Annotated in this window: 17 protein-coding genes and 1 pseudogene; 13 read left to right on the top strand and 5 right to left on the bottom strand. The window is 73.3% G+C overall.

Features of this window, described 5'->3' with window-relative positions; all coding sequences use genetic code 11:
- Positions 1–76: 76 nt before the first annotated feature.
- The 13 genes and pseudogenes from ACFT32_RS38000 to ACFT32_RS37940 all read left to right on the top strand — a co-directional run.
- On the top strand, positions 77–1,333 hold the full coding sequence (locus ACFT32_RS38000) for an ATP-grasp domain-containing protein (RefSeq protein WP_382498285.1): 1,257 nt from the start codon (positions 77–79) through the stop codon (positions 1,331–1,333).
- Positions 1,330–2,169 carry a Rossmann-like domain-containing protein gene (locus ACFT32_RS37995; RefSeq protein ID WP_382498283.1) on the top strand — a complete coding sequence of 280 codons (840 nt, stop codon included), beginning with the start codon at positions 1,330–1,332 and terminating at the stop codon, positions 2,167–2,169. The genes ACFT32_RS38000 and ACFT32_RS37995 overlap by 4 nt, the downstream gene beginning before the upstream one ends.
- Positions 2,166–3,257: a PLP-dependent cysteine synthase family protein gene (locus ACFT32_RS37990; protein ID WP_382498281.1), complete on the top strand. Its 1,092-nt coding sequence runs from the start codon at positions 2,166–2,168 to the stop codon at positions 3,255–3,257. Before ACFT32_RS37995 ends, ACFT32_RS37990 begins: the two co-directional genes overlap by 4 nt.
- Entirely contained in the window at positions 3,254–4,306 is a 1,053-nt protein-coding gene (locus ACFT32_RS37985; protein ID WP_382498279.1) for a dipeptide epimerase, read from the top strand. The genes ACFT32_RS37990 and ACFT32_RS37985 overlap by 4 nt, the downstream gene beginning before the upstream one ends.
- Positions 4,290–5,513, top strand: coding sequence for an MFS transporter (locus ACFT32_RS37980; protein ID WP_382498277.1), 1,224 nt, complete (start codon positions 4,290–4,292; stop codon positions 5,511–5,513). The genes ACFT32_RS37985 and ACFT32_RS37980 overlap by 17 nt, the downstream gene beginning before the upstream one ends.
- A complete protein-coding gene (locus ACFT32_RS37975) occupies positions 5,510–6,316 on the top strand; it encodes a class I SAM-dependent DNA methyltransferase (RefSeq protein WP_382498276.1) in 807 nt (268 codons plus the stop codon). The genes ACFT32_RS37980 and ACFT32_RS37975 overlap by 4 nt, the downstream gene beginning before the upstream one ends.
- A 24-nt stretch (positions 6,317–6,340) precedes the next feature.
- Complete coding sequence (locus ACFT32_RS37970; RefSeq protein WP_382498274.1) at positions 6,341–7,906, top strand: ABC transporter substrate-binding protein; 1,566 nt, start codon at positions 6,341–6,343, stop codon at positions 7,904–7,906.
- Between the two features lie 65 nt (positions 7,907–7,971).
- Positions 7,972–8,931 (top strand): ABC transporter permease, encoded by a 960-nt coding sequence (locus ACFT32_RS37965; protein WP_382498687.1) that lies wholly within the window; start codon positions 7,972–7,974, stop codon positions 8,929–8,931.
- On the top strand, positions 8,928–9,722 hold the full coding sequence (locus ACFT32_RS37960) for an ABC transporter permease subunit (protein ID WP_382498272.1): 795 nt from the start codon (positions 8,928–8,930) through the stop codon (positions 9,720–9,722). Before ACFT32_RS37965 ends, ACFT32_RS37960 begins: the two co-directional genes overlap by 4 nt.
- Positions 9,719–11,422, top strand: a complete 1,704-nt coding sequence (locus ACFT32_RS37955; protein WP_382498270.1) for an ABC transporter ATP-binding protein — start codon at positions 9,719–9,721, stop codon at positions 11,420–11,422. The genes ACFT32_RS37960 and ACFT32_RS37955 overlap by 4 nt, the downstream gene beginning before the upstream one ends.
- A 141-nt stretch (positions 11,423–11,563) precedes the next feature.
- Positions 11,564–12,655 (top strand): acyltransferase family protein, encoded by a 1,092-nt coding sequence (locus ACFT32_RS37950; RefSeq protein WP_382498268.1) that lies wholly within the window; start codon positions 11,564–11,566, stop codon positions 12,653–12,655.
- Positions 12,656–12,710: 55 nt separating this feature from the next.
- Positions 12,711–12,941, top strand: coding sequence for a DUF2945 domain-containing protein (locus ACFT32_RS37945; protein ID WP_382498266.1), 231 nt, complete (start codon positions 12,711–12,713; stop codon positions 12,939–12,941).
- Positions 12,942–12,970: 29 nt separating this feature from the next.
- Positions 12,971–13,082: pseudogene (locus ACFT32_RS37940) on the top strand (DNA-binding protein); the annotation flags it as partial.
- Here ACFT32_RS37940 and ACFT32_RS37935 read toward each other — a convergent pair.
- The 5 genes from ACFT32_RS37935 to ACFT32_RS37915 all read right to left on the bottom strand — a co-directional run bounded on the left by ACFT32_RS37935 (position 13,051) and on the right by ACFT32_RS37915 (position 17,121).
- On the bottom strand, positions 13,051–13,218 hold the full coding sequence (locus tag ACFT32_RS37935) for a hypothetical protein (protein ID WP_382498264.1): 168 nt from the start codon (positions 13,216–13,218) through the stop codon (positions 13,051–13,053). The pseudogene ACFT32_RS37940 and the gene ACFT32_RS37935 sit on opposite strands and share 32 nt — an antisense overlap.
- Positions 13,219–13,422: 204 nt before the next feature.
- Complete coding sequence (locus ACFT32_RS37930) at positions 13,423–13,650, bottom strand: hypothetical protein (protein ID WP_382498262.1); 228 nt, start codon at positions 13,648–13,650, stop codon at positions 13,423–13,425.
- Between the two features lie 401 nt (positions 13,651–14,051).
- Complete coding sequence (locus tag ACFT32_RS37925) at positions 14,052–15,074, bottom strand: hemolysin family protein (RefSeq protein ID WP_382498260.1); 1,023 nt, start codon at positions 15,072–15,074, stop codon at positions 14,052–14,054.
- On the bottom strand, positions 15,071–16,405 hold the full coding sequence (locus tag ACFT32_RS37920; RefSeq protein ID WP_382498258.1) for a hemolysin family protein: 1,335 nt from the start codon (positions 16,403–16,405) through the stop codon (positions 15,071–15,073). The genes ACFT32_RS37925 and ACFT32_RS37920 overlap by 4 nt, the downstream gene beginning before the upstream one ends.
- A gap of 212 nt (positions 16,406–16,617) precedes the next feature.
- On the bottom strand, positions 16,618–17,121 hold the full coding sequence (locus ACFT32_RS37915; protein WP_382498256.1) for a MarR family winged helix-turn-helix transcriptional regulator: 504 nt from the start codon (positions 17,119–17,121) through the stop codon (positions 16,618–16,620).
- Between the last annotated feature and the right edge of the window lie 23 nt (positions 17,122–17,144).

Genomic DNA, 17,144 nt, shown 5'->3' with positions numbered 1-17,144 from the left:
ACTTCACTCAAGAAGATGACAATGAAAATGATTATCGATAGCGTCTCCGGGTGGCAACCTTTTGAAAGGGGGAGTTGTGGCTCATCTGTTGGTGGTCGAGAGCTGGGTCGGGTCCATGAGCCGACTGCTGCCGCGGGCGATCCGGGAGAACGGGCACACGTTCACGTTCCTCACCCGTGACCTGCACCACTACCTGCGCTCGGCCCCGGAGGGAACGGCCCATCCGCTGCTCGGCGCCCGCAATGTCGTCACCGCCGACACCAACGACGTCGAGGCGCTGCTGCCCGAGGTCGAGCGGCTGCACGGGGTGTTCGGCTTCGACGGGGTCGTCACGTCCTGCGACTACTACCTGCCGGCCGTGGCGCGGATCGCGGAGCGCCTCGGTCTGCCCGGCCCCGGGCCCGAGGCGGTGCGGAACGCCTGCCGGAAGGACGCCACCCGGCGCGTCCTCGCCGACGCGGGGGTGCCGGGCCCGCGCTTCGCCGTCCGGGAGGAGTGGGCCGACATCGCGCGGGCCGCGCGGGACATCGGCTATCCGCTGGTCGTCAAGCCTGTCGACCTGTGCGCGGGCATGTACGTGCGCCGCGTGGACGACGAGGCCCAGCTCGCCGCCGCCTGCCGGGCCCTGGCCGGCTTCCCGGTCAACGCCCGCGGACAGCGGCGGACGCCCGTGGTGCTGCTCGAAGAGCTGCTGGACGGCCCCGAGGTGAGCGTCGAGACGGTGTCGTACGCGGGCGCGGTCCATGTGGTGGGCGTGACCGACAAGAGCGTCGGCGGGGCGCCCGCCTTCGTCGAGACCGGGCACATGTTCCCGGCCGCGCTGCCCCTCGCCGACGCCGAGGCCGCCGAACAGACCGCGCTGGCCGCCCTCAAGGCCCTCGGACTGACCGACGGGGTCGTGGCGCACACGGAGATCAAGCTGACCTCCGCCGGGCCGCGCGTGGTCGAGGTCAACCCCCGGCCCGCCGGGAACCGCATCACCGAGCTCGTACGGCACGTCACCGGGATCGACCTGGCCGCCGCCTTCGTGGACGTCGCCCTGGGCCGCGCACCCGACCTGCGGCACACGGACACCGGGCTGCGCAGCGCGGCCGTCGGCTTCCTGGTGCCGGGATCCTCGGGCACCCTCGAAGCCCTGGACGGCGAGGGTGTGCGCGACCTGCCGGGTGTCCTGGAGGCGCAACTGGCCGAACCCGGGCGGGCGGTGCAGGCGGCGGGCAGCAACAACGAGTACCTGGGGCACGTCATGGCGGGCGACTCCGACGGACCCGGCGCCCGCGCCCGCGTCGAGACCCTGCTGGACGGGCTGCGGGCCGGACTGGTGATCCGATGACCGCCCTCACCGGCACCCGCACCTCGTACGACGGCCTCGTGGACCAGGTGCGCGCCGGGGCCCTCGGGCCCGACCCGGGCACGCTGCGTATCGCCGTCGCTTTCACCACCCGGCAGGCAGTTCGCCACGCCGGGCGGGGCACCGGCTACCGCAACGAGGTGCTCAGTCTGCGTCTCGCCGAGGCGGTCGGCTCCTGCGCGGTCGAACCCGGGGCGCTGCCCGACAGCGCGGTCGAGGAATGTGTGGGCGCGGACGTGGCCCGGCTGCTGGAGCATCCGCTGCCGGCGGTGCGGGTGGCGGCCCTCGACGCCTATCTGATGCACGTCCTGCCACACGCCCCGGCGAACGGGGCCGACCCCGTCCCGCTGCCCGCGGGGTCGTCCCTGGAGAAGTCCCGGGCCCGGGCTCGGGTGGTCGTCGGCCTGCTCGACCTGCCGCCCGGCGCCACGGTGCTCGTGGTGGGAGTGGTCAACTCCCTTCTGGAGGCGCTGCGTTCACGCGATCTGCGCTACATCCCCTGTGACCTCAAGGGCGGCGCGACCGAGTGGGACGAGCCGGTCGTCGCCGACGCGCTCGCCGCGGCGGGCCGGTGTGACGCGCTGCTCGTCTCCGGCATGACCCTGGGCAACGGCACCTTCGAACCGCTGCGGCGGCACGCGCTGACATACGGCAAGCAACTGGTGATGTTCGCCCAGACCGGGAGCGCCGTGCTGCCGCGCTTCCTCGGGCAGGGCGTGAGCGCGGTGTGCGCGGAGCCGTACCCGTTCTTCTGGCTCGACGGCGGCCCCGGTGTCCTGCACCGCTACGACGGCTCCTGTCCGGGAGGCGGGCGATGACCGCGACCGCGCTCCGCCCGCCCGCGCGACGGGAACTGCTCTCCCTGGTCGGCCGTACCCCGCTGGCCCGTATCACCGCCGACCTGCCGGGCCCGCACCCCGGCTTCTGGGCCAAGCTCGAAGGGCTCGCCGCGGGCGGCATGAAGGCACGGGCCGCCGTGTCCATGCTGCTGGGCGCCCGAGAGCGCGGCGAACTGCTTCCCGGCGCCCCGGTGGTGGAGTCCACCTCCGGCACCCTCGGCATCGGGCTCGCCTTCGCCGGGCAGGCCCTCGGCCATCCCGTCGTGCTGGTCGGCGACCGGGAACTGGAGCCGTCCATGCGCCAGTTGCTGCGCTCCCACGGGGTGCGGCTGGAGATCGCCGACCGCCCGGCGGAGCGGGGCGGCTGGCAGGCCGCGCGCCTTGCCCGGCTGCGGGAACTGCTGGCCGAACTGCCCGGCGCCTACTGGCCCGACCAGTACAACAACCCCGACAACACCGCCGGCTACGCCTCTCTCGCGGCCGAAATCGCCGTCGAACTCGACCATCTGGACATCCTGGTGTGCAGCGTCGGCACCGGCGGCCACAGCGCCGGCATCATCGGCCCGCTGCGCCGGCACTGGCCCGCCCTGCGGCTCATCGGCGTCGACGCCACCGGCTCCACCATCTTCGGCCAGCCCGCCCGGCCCCGGCTGATGCGCGGCCTGGGCAGCAGCATCCACCCGCGCAACGTCGCCTACGACGCCTTCGACGAGGTCCACTGGGTCGGCCCGGCCGAGGCCGTCGACAGCTGCCGTCGGCTCGCGCGGGGCGCCTTCGTCAGCGGCGGCTGGTCAACCGGCGCCGCCGCCCGGGTCGCCGCCTGGGCCGCCCGCGTCCACCCAGGGGCGGTCGTCGCCACCGTCTTCCCCGACGGCCCGCACCGCTACCTCGGCACGGTCTACGACGACGACTTCACCGCCGCCCACGGCCTCGACCCGGCCGCCGCGGCCACCCGGCCCGTCGAGATACCGCACCCGCACGCGGCGGAGGCCGCCGGCTGGGTCCGCTGCACCCGCGTCAGCGACCCGCTCACCGCCCCCGCCCCGCAGAAGAAAGAGAGCCCGTGAAGTCCAGCCTGCGCACCGTACGCCTCGAACTCGCCGAGCCGCTGCGCATCTCCCGTTCCACCATGACCGCACGCGACGCCGTATGGCTCACCGTCGAGCACGACGGACTGCGCGGCCACGGCGAGGCCGTCACCAGCGTGTACTACGGGCTCGGCACCGAGACGCTCGAACGGCTCCTCGCCGCCGTGGACCTGAGCCGTTTCGCCGACCCGGAGAGCGCGCTGGAGGCCCTGCGGGCGGGGGAGCGGCCCGCGCGTGACGTACCGCCCGCGGTCACCGCCGCCGTCGAGTCGGCGCTGCTCGACCTGACCGGCAAGCGCGCGGGCGTCCCCGTGCACCGACTCCTCGGGACCACCGCCCCGCCCGTCGCCGCGACCGCCCGCACCATCGGCATCACGGCCCCGGTCCGTGCGGCGGCCGAGGCCCGGCGTCTCGCCGCGAGCGGCTTCGAGGTCATCAAGGTCAAGGCGGGCGCCCCCGACCCCGAGGACGACGTCGAGCGCGTGCGCGTCATCCGCGACGCCGCTCCCCGGGCCCGGCTGCTCCTCGACCCCAACGGCGCCTGGTCCGTGGCGCGGGCGGACGCCCTGCTGCCGCGCTTCGCCGACCTCGGCGTCGAAGCCGTCGAGCAGCCCGTCCCGCCCGGCGACCCGGACGCCCTGGGCGCCCTCGCGGAGCGCGCACCGCTGCCCGTCATCGCCGACGAGGACGCCGTGACCCCGGAGGACGTCCGCCGCCTCGCCGGACGCGTCCAGGGCGTCAACGTCAAGCTCGCCAAGTGCGGCGGCGTACACGCGGCCCTGCGCGTCGCCGAGCTGATCGAGGGCAGCGGCACCGGCCTGATGCTCGGCTGCCTGACCGCCAGCACCCTCGGACTCGCCCCCGCCGTCCACCTGGCCGACCGGGCCCGCTGGACCGACCTCGACGGGCATCTGCTGCTCGCCCACGACCCGTGGACCGGGATCGGCGGCGCCGACGGCGTCGTCCGCACCAGCGGCCTCGCCGGCCTGGGAATCGAGGAGGTGGCGGCCCGTGCGGACGTGGCATGAGATACGGCGCTTCCCGCTCGCCGTGCGGCTCCTGCTGGTCAACCAGCTCGGCGTCAACACCGGCTTCTACCTGCTCATCCCCTACCTCGCCACCCACCTCACCGAGAATCTGGGCCTGTCGGCGGCGGTCGTCGGCATCGTCCTCGGCGTCCGCAACCTCAGCCAGCAGGGCCTGTTCATCATCGGCGGCTCGGCCTCCGACCGGCTCGGCGCAAGGGGCGTCATCATCGCGGGCTGTGCCCTGCGCACCCTCGGGTTCGCGCTGTTCGCGCTCGGCGACGGGCTGGCGGTGCTGCTCGCCGCGTCCGTGCTGAGCGGGCTCGCGGGGGCGCTGTTCAACCCGGCCGTGCGGGCGTATCTCGCGCAGGAGGCCGGGGAGCGCAAGGCGGAGGCGTTCGCGCTGTTCAACGTGTTCGCCACGACCGGAGCGCTCATCGGCCCGCTGCTGGGCAGCGCCCTGCTTCTCGTCGACTTCCGCACGTCCGCGCTCACCGCGGCCGGGATCTTCGCCGTCCTCACCGTGGCGCAGGCGCTGGTCCTGCCCGCGCGGAAGGTCGAGCCGAGCGTCGGCGGCGTCCTCGGGGACTGGCGCGAAGTACTCGGCAACCGGCCCTTCGTGGCCTTCGCGCTCGCCATGGTCGGCATGTTCACCCTGGAGAACCAGCTGTATCTGCTGCTGCCCGCCGGGGCCAGGGAGGCGACCGGCTGGGACGGGGCGGCGGGCATCGTCTTCCTCGTCGGCACGGTCGCCAACCTGGCGCTTCAGCTGAGGATCACCAAGCGCCTCAAGTCCTGTGGCGACAGGGCGCGTTGGATAGCCGTCGGGCTCGCGGTGATGGGGCTCGCCTTCCTGCCGCCGGCCCTCATGGCGGGAGCCGTGCCCGTGCTGGCGGGCGCGCTGCTGCTCTACCTCGGCATCATGATCGCGCAGCCGTTCGTGATGGAGCTGATCCCGCGCTTCGGCCGGCCCGAGCTGACCGGCACGTACTTCGGCATCTTCTACGTCGTCTCGGGCGTCGCCGCCGCCCTCGGCAACACGGCCGTCGGCTGGGCCATGGACACGGGCGAGAGCGACGGGCAGCCCTGGCTGCCGTGGGTCTGCTGTGCGCTGTTCGGGCTGGGCTCGGCGGGCGCGGTGGCCTGGCTGTACCGCCGCGGGGCGATACCGGCCCCCGCGGAGCCGGTGCGCGAGCGGAGCACCGCATGAGCGCCTTCCGCGGAGGTGAGCCCGCCAACCTCCTCACCGACCACCCGGAGCTGTACGAGGCCCGCTTCCCCGACCCCGAACGGCTGGCCGCCCGGTGGACCGAGGACTGTCTGCGCCGCCACGGGGCCGGGCCCCGCGCCCTGGACCTGGGCTGCGGCACCGGCCGCGACGCGGCCGCCCTGCACCGGTCCGGCCGGACCGTGACCGGCGCCGACCTCTCCGAGGCGATGCTCGCCCATGCCCGTGCCCGCCACCCCGGCCCCGCGTACGTCCGGGCCGACCTGCACGGCTTCGACCTGGGCTGCGACACCTTCGACGCGGTCGTCTGCCTGGACAGCTCCCTGCTCTACTGCCACACCGACGGCCAGCTCGACGGCTTCCTCGCCTCCTGCCGCCACGCCCTCGCCCCGGGCGGCCTGCTGGTCGCCGAGATGCGCAACGGGGCGTACTTCCTCGGCCGCACCGACCTGCTCGACCGGCCGATCGTCGACGAATTCGCCTGGCAGGGCACGGCCTACCGGTCGGAAACCACGCTGACCGTCGACCGCACCGCCCAGCTCCTCCGCCGTACCCGCGTCTGGACGACGGACGACGGCGCCCCGCCCGTCGCACAGCACTCCGCCTGGCGACTGCTGTTCCCGCAGGAGCTACGGCGCTTCCTCACCGCGCACGGCTTCGAGGTGCTCGAACTGCACGACGGTCCCGGCCCGCGCACCGAGCCCCGTTGGCGGCAGGGCGAGTCGCCCGGCACCACCACCGACGGGGACCGGCTGCACGTCGTCGCGCGCCTCCAGACCCCCTGACCCGAAGGACACGAAGGACCAGCCATGAACGACGAACACCTTCCCGGCCTGCGCCGGCGCGGCTTCCTCGCCGCCACCACCGGCGCCGCCGCCCTCGCCCTCACCGGCTGCGGCGGCGGCACGGACGACAAGAAGGACAGCGGCGGCGGAACGCCGAAGCGCGGCGGACGGCTGCGCGCCGCCTTCGCCGGCGGCGGCGCGAGCGAGACCCTCGACCCGCATCTGGCCAGCCTGTTCGCCGATGTCGCCCGCGCCAAGGCCCTCTACGACAAGCTCGCCGACTACGACGCCGATCTCTCCGCCAGTCCCCGCCTCGCCGCCGCGTGGGAGCCGAACAAGACCCTCGACCGCTGGCGGGTCACCCTGCGCGAGGCCGCCTTCCACGACGGCAGGCCGGTCACCGCGAAGGACGTCCTCCACAGCTACCGCCGTATCGCCGACCCGAAGCAGGCGTTCCGCGCCAAGGCGTCCCTGGAACCCATCGACCTCGACGCCAGCCGCGCCACCGGCGAGCGGTCGGTCGAGTTCGTCCTCAAGCGCCCTACGGCCGAATTCCCCAACGTTCTGGCCGCGTTCGGCGCCTACATCGTCCCCGAGAACGCGACCGACTTCGACCGGCGGCCGATCGGCTCCGGCCCCTTCCGCTTCGTCTCCTTCGCGCCCGGCCGCTCCGCAGTCTTCCGCCGCCACGAGGACTACTGGGACGGTGCCTCCTACCTCGACGAGCTCGAATTCGTGGTCGCCAACGAGGAGTCCGCGCGCGTCAGCGCCCTCCTCGCGGGCCAGGTCGAGTACGCCCACGAACTCAACCCCACCACCGCCCGCGCCCACGAGGGCCGGGGACAGATCGAGATCGTCCGGCTGCGCAACAGCGCCATGCAGGCGTTCTGCATGAAGACCGACCGGCCGCCCTTCGACGACCGGCGGGTGCGCGAGGCGTTCTTCCTCATCGCCGACCGGAAGGAACTCGTCGACGGTGCCCTGTCCGGCGCGGGCGAGGCCGGCAACGACCTGTTCGGCAAGGGCTACGAGTACTACGCCGACGGTCTGCCCCAGCGCGAGCAGGACCTCGACCGCGCCCGCGCCCTGCTGAAGAAGGCCGGCGCCGAGAAGCTGAAGGTCACCCTGGACACCTCCGCCGTCGCCGCCGGCTTCGCCGAGGCGGCCGGCATCTTCCGCGACCAGGCCGCCAAGGCCGGTGTCACGATCGACGTGAAGACGGGCAGCAAGGACTCCTACTGGAGCGACATCCTCGACGGCGGCACCCTGTGCTGCTACCGCTCCGGCGCCATGCCCATCGAGGCCCACATCTCCCAGCGGCTGCTCACCGACTCCACGACCAACGCCACCCACTGGCGGCACAAGGACTTCGACGCCCTCTACCAGCAGGCGCAGTCCACCCGCGACAAGACCGAGCGGGCCGCCGTCTACGAGCGGATGCAGCGCCGCCTGTACACCGAGGGCGGCTTCCTCGTCTGGGGCTTCGCCGACTGGATCCTCGGAACGGCCCGCGGCGTCAGGGGAGTCGAGACCAAGGCCCCGGCCAACACCCTCGACTGGGCGCGCTTCGACAAGGTGTGGCTGGCGTGAGTGCCCCAAAGGGGCGCGGGGAACTGCGCGACCAGCCACGACGGCGCGGCAGCCGTACGTCGAGCGTGGCGCCCGGCGGCCTCCGCTCCTTCGTCGCCCGGCGCCTCACCCTCGGCCTCGCCCAAACACTCGCCGTCGTCCTTCTGGTCTTCACCCTCACCGAGGCCCTCCCGGGCGACGCCGCCGTGGCCCTCGCGGGCGACCAGCCCGACCCCGCACGCATCGCCGCGATCCGCGAGACCCTGGAGCTGGACAGGCCCGCCTACGCACGGCTGGCCGATTGGGCGACAGGCCTCCTGCACGGCGACTTCGGCACCTCCCTGACCTCCGGCCGCCCGGTGGCCCAGTACATCGCGGACGGCTTCGGCCCGAGCCTGCTGCTGGCCGCGCTCACCGTCGCCCTGCTCGTCCCGCTCGGCTTCGGGCTCGGCGTGCTCGCCGCCCGCCACGAGGGGCGGCTGATCGACCGGCTGATCAGCTCCGTGACGCTCGCCGTGTACGCCGTGCCCGAATTCGCCCTCGGGGTGCTGCTGGTGACGGTCGTCGCCCTGAAGCTGGCCTGGCTGCCGCCGACGGCGGTGGGCTACGGCACGGACCTGCTCGGCCACCCGGCCGTGCTCGTCCTGCCGGTGCTGGTCCTGCTGGCCCGCCCGGTCTGCTCCCTGTCCCGCCTGGTCCGGGCCGGCATGGTCGACGCCCTCGCCTCGCCCTACGCCGCCCACGCCCGCCGCTACGGCGTCCCCGGCGCCCGTGTCCGCTACGCCCACGCCCTGCCCAACGCGCTCGCCCCGGCGGCGCAGCAACTCGCCCGCACCGTCGACTGGCTGCTGTGCGGGGTCATCGTCGTGGAGGCGCTCTTCGTGATCCCCGGCCTGGGCACGGTCCTGCTCAACGCGGTCGCCGAGCGGGACGTGCCGGTGGTGCAGGGGCTGGCGGTGGTGTTCGGCGTGCTGACCGTCGTACTGAACCTGGGTGCGGACGTGGTGGCGTACCGGCTGACGCCGCGGGCGGGGGTGGCGGTGTGAGGGTCCCGCGCCGACTGCTGCTCGGCCTCGCCGTCGTCGCGGTCCCCCTGCTCCTCGCCCTCCTGGGGCCCCTGTTCGCCGGTGACCCCGGCCCGCGCGCCGTCTCCTTCACCCTCGGCGGCGGCCACTGGCTCGGCACCGACTTCGTCGGCCGGGACGTCTGGCAGCAGGTGCTGCACGGCGGCCGCACTGTCGTGCTGACCGCGCTCGCCGCGACGGCCCTCGCCTACCTCGTCGCCCTGCCGGTCGGACTCGCCGCCGCGGTCACCCGCGCAAGGTGGCTGGAGGAACTGCTGATGCGGCCGCTGGACGTGCTGCTCGCCGTGCCGTCGCTGCTGCTGATCCTGCTGGTGGCGTCCGTGTTCTCACCGGGCGCGGCCGGCCTCGCGCTGCTCGTCGCGCTGGTGAACGTGCCCGACGCCGCCCGGATCGTACGGGCAGCGGCGGCCGAGGCGGCGGCCCGGCCCGCCGTGGAGGCGCTGCGTATGCAGGGCGAGTCGTGGTGGCGTGTCGCCGTCGGCTATGTCGGCCGCTCCGCCCTGCGCACTCTGGCCGCCGACGCGGGGATCCGGCTGACCGGCGTGCTGTATCTGGTGTCCACGGCCGCGTTCCTCGGCGTGGGTGTCGCCCCGGACGCCGCCGACTGGGCGGTGATGGTCGACCGCAACCGCACGGGCCTGTTCATCCAGCCCTGGGCCGTGGTCGTGCCCGCCCTGCTGATCGTCGCCCTGACGACGGGCACCAACCTGCTCTTCGACGCCGCACTGGACAAGAAAGGGCGACGCCCGTGAGCCAAGAGACCGATCCGGTCGCCGAGATCCGTGACCTGCGCGTGGAGATCGACGGCCGGGCCATCGTCGACGGGGTGGACCTGCGTGTGCTCCCCGGCCGGGTGACCGCCCTGGTCGGTGCCTCCGGGAGCGGCAAGACCACCACCGGCCTCGCGCTGCTGGGGGAGTATCCGGCCGGCGCCCGGGTCAGCGGGGAGGTGCGCCGGCCCGGTGACGGCCCGGTCGGGTACGTGCCCCAGCACCCCGCCGAGGTCCTCAACCCGGCCCGCCGCGTCAGCGCCCTGCTCGACGACATCGCCCGCGCCCAGGTACGTCACCTGCCCCGCGCACAGCGCCGCGCGGCGGCCCGGGAACGGGTACGCGAAGCGCTGGCAGCCGCTCAACTCACCGACTCCGAAGCCCTGTTGCGTCGCCACCCCCACCAGCTCTCCGGCGGCCAGCAGCAACGCGTCGTCCTCGCCCAGGCCCTCCTCCTCGGCGCCCGCGTCATCGTCGCCGACGAACCCACCACCGGCCAGGACGCGCTCACCAAGCGCGGCATCGTCGGCCGGCTGGCGGCGGTCGCGGCCCGCGGCATCGGGGTCGTCCTGCTCAGCCACGACCTGGACGTGGTCCGCGCCCTCGCCGACGAGGTCCTCGTCCTGCGCTCGGGCCGGGTCATCGAATCGGGCCCCACCCAACGCCTGTGGCACGCCCCCCGCCACTCATGGACCCGGTGCTTGCTCGCCGAACACGTCCCGTCCCTTGCCGACGAGGGCGGCCCTGCCTTGCCGCAGGACGGCCCCGCCCTTGTCCCCGACCCCGCCTTGCGCGTACGCGACCTGGCCACCCGGGCGCAGGACGACGCCAGCCCGGCCGTCGACCATCCCCCCGCCCTTGCCCAGGCCGCCGAGGGCACCCCCGGCTTGGCCCCTCACCCCGTCCTCCGCGTCAGCCATCTCACCGCCCGGCACCACGACGGCGCCCGCAGCGGTACCACCACCGTCCTGCGCGCCCCGCACCTGGTCCTGCACTCCGGCGAATGCCTGGCCGTCGTGGGCCGCTCGGGCAGTGGCAAGACCACCCTCGCCCGCTGTCTGGCCGGGCTCCACCGGGACCAGGACGGTGAGATCCTGCTCGACGGGACCGCGCTGCCGCGCAGCCTGCGGCAGCGCAGCCGTGTCCAACTGGCGGCCGTGCAGTACGTCTTCCAGGACGCCCGGGCCGCCTTCGACGAGCACCGGCCTGTCCTCGCCCAAGTCGCCCGCACCGCCGTCCGGCTGCGCGGCACCGACGAGAGGACGGCCCTGGACGAGGCAACGGCCACGCTCGCGAGCCTCGGGCTCCCGGACGGCCTCGTCCGCCGCCGCCCCGGCGAGCTCTCCGGCGGTGAACTCCAGCGCGCCGCCCTCGCCCGAGCCCTCCTGGCCCGCCCCCGGGTCCTGGTCTGCGACGAGATCACCTCCGGCCTCGACACCGTCACCCGCCGCGGCATCCTCGCCCTGCTCACCGCACTGGTCCGCGACCGCGACGACCTCGCCCTCGTGCTCATCACCCACGACCTGGACACGGCGGCACTCGCCCACCGCATCGCCGTACTGGACGGGGGCGAACTCGTCGAACAGGGCCCGGCCCGAAGGGTCCTGACCGAGCCGCGGCATCCTTTCACCGCCGCCCTCGCGGAGACGATCGCCCGTTCCGATACGTATACCCGGGCATGAGCCGAAGCGAGTCACACCCGTTACGAGTTGAACGAGGGCACGGCCCTGTGATTAAGGTGCGGGCGATGTTCTGCGCAGACCCCTCACCCTTACTCCGGGCAAGACGAGGCACGGCCGCTTCGAGTCGCTGGGGGAGGGCCCGTGAGTGACACGGTGACAACGGCCCGCCCGGCGGCCGAAGAAGCCCGGGCCACTCGGACGAAAGAGCAGGACACACCGGCCCGGCCGGTCCGGCGGCGGGACGCGTTCTTCGACAACGCCAAGTACCTGGCGATCGTGCTGGTGGCCGTGGGCCACGCCTGGGAGCCGTTGCGGCCGGGCAGCAGGGCCGTCACAGCCCTCTACATGCTCGTCTACGCCTTCCACATGCCGGCGTTCATCATCATCTCCGGCTACTTCTCGCGCACCTTCGACGGGAGCCCGGCGAAGCTGAAGCGCCTGTTCACCGGCGTCGTCGTCCCGTACGTCGTGTTCGAGACGGCGTACACCCTGTTCACCCGCTGGACCAGCCAGGACCCCGACCGGCCGGTCAGCCTGCTGGATCCCCTGTATCTGACCTGGTTCCTCGCCGCGCTGTTCATCTGGCGGCTGACCACACCGCTGTGGCGTCATGTGCGGTGGCCGCTGCCGCTGGCCTTCGTCATCGCGATGCTGGCGACGCTCTCGCCGTCCATCGGCAACGACCTCGACCTGCAGCGCACCCTGCAGTTCCTGCCGTACTTCGTCCTCGGACTGCTGCTGCGGCCGGAGCACTTCCGGCTGGTGCGCCGGCGCAAGGTGCGCCTCCTCGCCGTGCCGGTCGCCGGCTGCGCCCTCGCCGTGGCGTACTGGGCGGTGCCGCGGATGAACTACGCCTGGTTCTTCCACGCCGACAGCGCCCGGGCCCTGGCCGCGCCCTTCTGGTACGGGCCCCTGATGACCCTGGCCGCCTTCGGCTGCTCGGTCGTCCTGGTCGCCTGCTTCCTTGCCTGGGTGCCGGGGCGCCGGATGTGGTTCACCGCGCTGGGCGCGGGCACGCTGTGCGGCTATCTGCTGCACGGCTTCGTCGCGCAGGCCGCCAAGCACTGGGGCTGGTACGAACCGGCCTGGGCCCAGGGGCCCCTCGGCGCGCTCACCGCCACCCTGGTGGCCGCCGCGGTCATGACCGCGCTGTGCACGCCGTCGGTACGGCGTCTGTTCCGCTGCGTGACGGAACCCGGGATGCGGTGGGCCTTCCGCCGAGCTGCGGGGTGAGCGTCGGACCCGCACGCTGGAGAGACAGCACACTTCTCCGCGAGGGAGCACGGGCATGACGAAGCGCCGCGGTGAGGGCGGGAAGCCGAAGAAGGGCGACAAGGTCACCTGGAGCAGTCACGGCAGCAGGACCGAGGGCGAGGTGGAGAAGGAGATCACCGAGCGGACCCGGGCGGCGGGCCGCACGGTCGACGCCTCGCCCGACGATCCGCAGTACCAGGTGCGCAGCGACAAGTCCGGCAGGTCCGCCGTCCACAAGCCGTCCGCGCTCAAGAAGAAGAAGTGAGGCGGCTCGGGTGCCGAGGAGTGCAGGGCGGGGGCGAGTCCACCGGACACGCCTCCGGCCGGCGCATCGCTGAGCGGCGACGTGCAGGACAGCCGGTGGCGTCACTCACTCATGAACTGGGGCCATGACCCGTCGGCGTGACACCGTTCAGTGCCTGCGTCACCTGGTGCTGCGTCTCCTCGGCCACCACGCGGGCCTCCTCCACGACGTCACCGCGTTCGCGTACGAGGCTCTCGTAGATCGGCAGTTCTTCGGTCCGGGTCGAGTCGGATATCACGGGGCTGGTCCTATCGCTTTACAGCCGGGGTCTGAGGGGCGCTGTAAGTCTGCGTCATGCCCCTTCGCCCTGTCGACCGCCCCCGTCATGTCCAGAATTCCGTCATGATCTTCGCGAATTCTCAACATTTGCGACGCCCGGCAAGGCGGCGTGGCAAGGCGAAGGGCCCCGGGAAGCGTCCCGGGGCCCTTTACGCGGGGTTTTTCAGAGCGAGGTCGTGTGAACGCCCACGTTCCCGCCCGCCGCGGCGCCCTCCGTCGACAGCGCCGCCTGCAGGTTCCCGCAGACCTCGGCGGTCAGCGGCCCGACCAGGCCGGCGGAGAGGCCGCCCGCGAGGCCCGCGGAGGCGGCGCCGCCCGCGTTGCCGCCGGAGACCTGGTCCAGGTCCGCGTCGGAGAGCTCGGCGATGTCGACCCGGGGGGTGAGGTTCATGGGGGTGTTTCCCTTCGCGTGAATGTGCGCAATGGCGGTGGGACGCGGGTGATAGCGGGATTCCGGGAACCGGGATTCCGCTCCGGCGGCGCCGCCGTGCGCAGGATCAAAGCATTCCCCGGAGCCGGACGGCCAGCCGCCCGCCGACGCCGCACCCGCATTTCCGGTGACCGCCTTCACCGCCATGACCACGAGGTCACCGAATTACGCACACTCCTTCACACACCCCGTCGCCCGGCGGCACACGGGTGTATTGCCTCCCGAATTCCGAAGCGGGCACTTCGGCGCCAAGTTCCCATGCCGCGGGACGGACTTGGCGCCGGGTGCACCGCCCTGCGGCGTCCTGGCGGGCGGTGTGCAGATGTGCTGGATGTTCGGTCCCGCCCCGCCAGGTCGCCCCGTCAGGCCGCCGCGGCCGGCTGCATCAGACGGGCCAGCAGGTCGTCCAGGGTGACCAGGCCGGTGAGGCCGCCGGCGGGGTCGCGGACGACGGCCAGGGACGCCCGGCGGCGGCGCAGCACCTCGATCGCGTCCGCGACCGTGGCCGCCTCCGCCAGCTCGGGCACCGGCCGGGCCAGCTCGCGCGCGGTCGTGGCACGCCCCCGGGCCCGGGCGACCAGGGCGTCACGGGCGTGGACCGAGCCGAGGACGACGCCGTTCTCCCGGACGAGCAGCCGGGTGCGGTCGTGCTCGGCGGCGAAACGCAGCAGCGCGTCGACGTCCGCGCCGCCCTCGACCCAGGTGATCTCGGCGGCCGGGATCCGCAACGCCGCGATGGGCGTCTCCGGCTCGGTCAGCGAGCGGGTCAGCAGCTCCGAGTCGGTCGCGCTGATCAGGCCCAGCCGCTCGGACTCCTCCACCAGGTGCGTCAGCTGCTCCCGGTCGTGCACCGAGGCCAGCTCGTCGCGCGGGGAAACCCTGCACAGCCGTACCAGCGCGTTGCTCACCGCGTTGAGCAGCCGGATCAGCGGGCGCACGGCCCGCACCACGGCCCGGAACGGCGGGGAGAGCAGCATCGCCGAACGCTCGGGGTGGGCGATCGCCCAGGACTTGGGCGCCATCTCGCCGACCACCATGTGCAGGAACACCACCACGACCATCGCCACCGCGAAGGCCACGCCGTAGCTCACGGCACTGGGCAGGCCCAGCTTGTGCAGCAGCGGGTCGAGTTCGTGCGAGATCGCCGGCTTCGACACCGAGCCGAGGCCCAGCGTGCACACGGTGATGCCCAGCTGCGCGCCGGCCAGCATCAGCGACAGCTCGCGGATGCCGGCCAGGGCCGCCCCGGCCCCGCGCCGTCCCTCGGCCGCCGCCTTCTCCATGCGGTGCCGTTTGGCGGCGACCAGCGCGAACTCGGCCGCCACGAAGAAACCGCTGCCGATCAGCAGCAGCACGGTCACGAAGACCGCCATGGGGAAACTCACGCCATCTCCTCGGCTTCCACCAGCCGGCTGATCCGCACCCGGTCGGCCACGTGCCGGTCCAGCGTGCGGACGTCGATCACGGCCCGGCCGCCCTCGGGCAGCTCGACCGTGACCCGGTCGCCGACCGTCGGGAAGCGGCCGAGCCGGTCCACGACCAGACCGGCCACGGTGTCGTAGTCGTCGTCCTCCGGCAGCCGGACGCCGGTGGCCTCGGCCACCTCGTCCACCCGGCGGCCGGCGTCCACCAGCCAGCCGTCGCCGTCCGCGACGGCGAGCACGGTGACGGTGTCGGACTCGTCCGCGATGTCACCGACCAGTTCCTCGGCGATGTCCTCGTAGGTGACGATGCCCGCCACGCCGCCGTGTTCGTCGAGGACGACCGCGAACTCGTCGTCCTGCTCCCGCATCCGCGTCACCGCGTCGGGCAGCGCCAGCGTGTCCGGCAGCAGCAGGGGCCGCCGGGCCGCCTCACCGGCGGTCGCGCCGGCGATGCGGTCGGCGGACAGCGCCATCAGCTCGCGCACGCCCAGCACACCCGCGATGTCGTCCGGGTGGTCGCCGAGGACGGGGTAGTTGGAGTGGCCGTGCTCGGCGATCAGGCCGATCGCCTCGTCGGCACCGGCGTCCTTGCGGACGAAGACGGCGTCGGCGCGCGGCACCATCACCTCGTCGAGGGTGCGCTCGGAGAACTCCAGCGCGTGGTCCAGCAGCGCGGCGGTGTCCTTGGGCAGCGCGCCCCGCTCGTGGGACTCGCCGATCAGATGGCCCAGCTCCTCCAGCGTGGCGCCGTGGTGCAGTTCCTCGACCGGCTCGATACCGACCTTGCGCAGCAGCTTGTTCGCCGCGTTGTCGAAGACGCGGACGACGGGGCCGACGACCTTCAGATACGCCAGCGTGGACGGGGCCAGGGCCTTCGCCAGCCGCTCGGGCACCGCGATCGCGAGGTTCTTCGGGGCCAGCTCGCCCAGCACCATCTGCACGACCGTGGCCAGCACGAAGGCGAGGACGACGGCGATGCCGCTCACGGCCGCGTCGGGCAGGCCGAGCCCGGACAGGGCGGGCCGCAGCAGCGCGGACACCGACGGCTCGGCGATGAAGCCGACCACCAGGCCGGTGACGGTGATGCCGAGCTGCGCGCCCGACAGCATGAAGGAAAGCCGCTCCAGCACCTTCAGGGCCCGGGCGGCCTTGCGGTCCCCGGCCTCGGCCGCACGCGCGAGCGCGAGCCGGTCGGCGGAGACGTAGGCGAACTCCTGGGCGACGAAGTAGCCGGTACCGGCGGTCAGCACGAACACGGCGAGCAGGCCCAGCAGGGCCTCGGCGGCACTCATCCAACACCACCCCGCCGTGTGCCGCGATCACTGATGCCGTGGCGGGATGGTCGGGGACTGTGCCCCGGAGGGTCCGTCGTTCTGGCGGACAAGAAGTCGCTCCTCATGTGTGGTGTGTACTCGGGTCAACGACCGTCGTCGCGCCCGTGTTCCCGGATTCTACGACGCTGTAGAGAACAGTGCCCCGATCCGGGTCGGCAAGGGGTGGCCCCTCATTCGGGACGGGACTCCTCGGCGAGGTCCGGCACCAGCCCGCACAGCGCAGCGCGCTGGTCCGGTCCCATGAACCGGGCGAGCGACCGCGTGACCGTCTCGGCGAGCGGGCCGGAGGCCTCGGCCAGGAGGCCCCGGGCCTTGTCCGTGAGGGCGACCTCGATACCGCGCTTGTCCCCGCACACCGATCTGCGCGTGACGAGGCCGGAGTGCTGGAGGCAGGCGATCTGGTAGGTGAGGCGGGTCTTGGGGCGGCCCAGGAGTTCCGCGACGCGCGTCATGCGCAGACCGCCCTCCGGCTGCTCGGCGAGCAGGCACAGGATCAGGAACTCGTCGTGCGAGATGTCCAGCTTCTCCTTCACGGCCGCGCGCAGCCGCTGCTCCACCGCTCCCGTCGCGGCCAGCAGCAGCATCCAGGCGCGCAGCTCGGCCGGCAGCAGCCCGCTGCCCTCGGCGGACGGGCATCCGGGCAGGTCGGCGGGGTGCTCCTGGGGGTCGGCCATGCCGTCAAGCGTACCTGTCGTCC

The sequence above is a fragment of the Streptomyces sp. NPDC057002 genome, assembly GCF_042673825.1.
GTDB lineage: Bacteria > Actinomycetota > Actinomycetes > Streptomycetales > Streptomycetaceae > Streptomyces.
Note: the sequence above shows the minus strand (reverse complement) of the source record. Positions and strands in the feature narration are given on the sequence as shown.

Bases quoted from the DNA above. Each gene is read 5' to 3' on its own strand.
- ACFT32_RS37995 (WP_382498283.1), top strand. From the start codon at position 1,330: ATGACCGCCCTCACCGGCACCCGCACCTCGTACGACGGCCTCGTGGAC.
- ACFT32_RS37990 (WP_382498281.1), top strand. From the start codon at position 2,166: ATGACCGCGACCGCGCTCCGCCCGCCCGCGCGACGGGAACTGCTCTCC.
- ACFT32_RS37975 (WP_382498276.1), top strand. From the start codon at position 5,510: ATGAGCGCCTTCCGCGGAGGTGAGCCCGCCAACCTCCTCACCGACCAC.
- ACFT32_RS37970 (WP_382498274.1), top strand. From the start codon at position 6,341: ATGAACGACGAACACCTTCCCGGCCTGCGCCGGCGCGGCTTCCTCGCC.
- ACFT32_RS37945 (WP_382498266.1), top strand. From the start codon at position 12,711: ATGACGAAGCGCCGCGGTGAGGGCGGGAAGCCGAAGAAGGGCGACAAG.
- ACFT32_RS37930 (WP_382498262.1), bottom strand. From the start codon at position 13,650: ATGAACCTCACCCCCCGGGTCGACATCGCCGAGCTCTCCGACGCGGAC.
- ACFT32_RS37920 (WP_382498258.1), bottom strand. From the start codon at position 16,405: ATGAGTGCCGCCGAGGCCCTGCTGGGCCTGCTCGCCGTGTTCGTGCTG.
- ACFT32_RS37915 (WP_382498256.1), bottom strand. From the start codon at position 17,121: ATGGCCGACCCCCAGGAGCACCCCGCCGACCTGCCCGGATGCCCGTCC.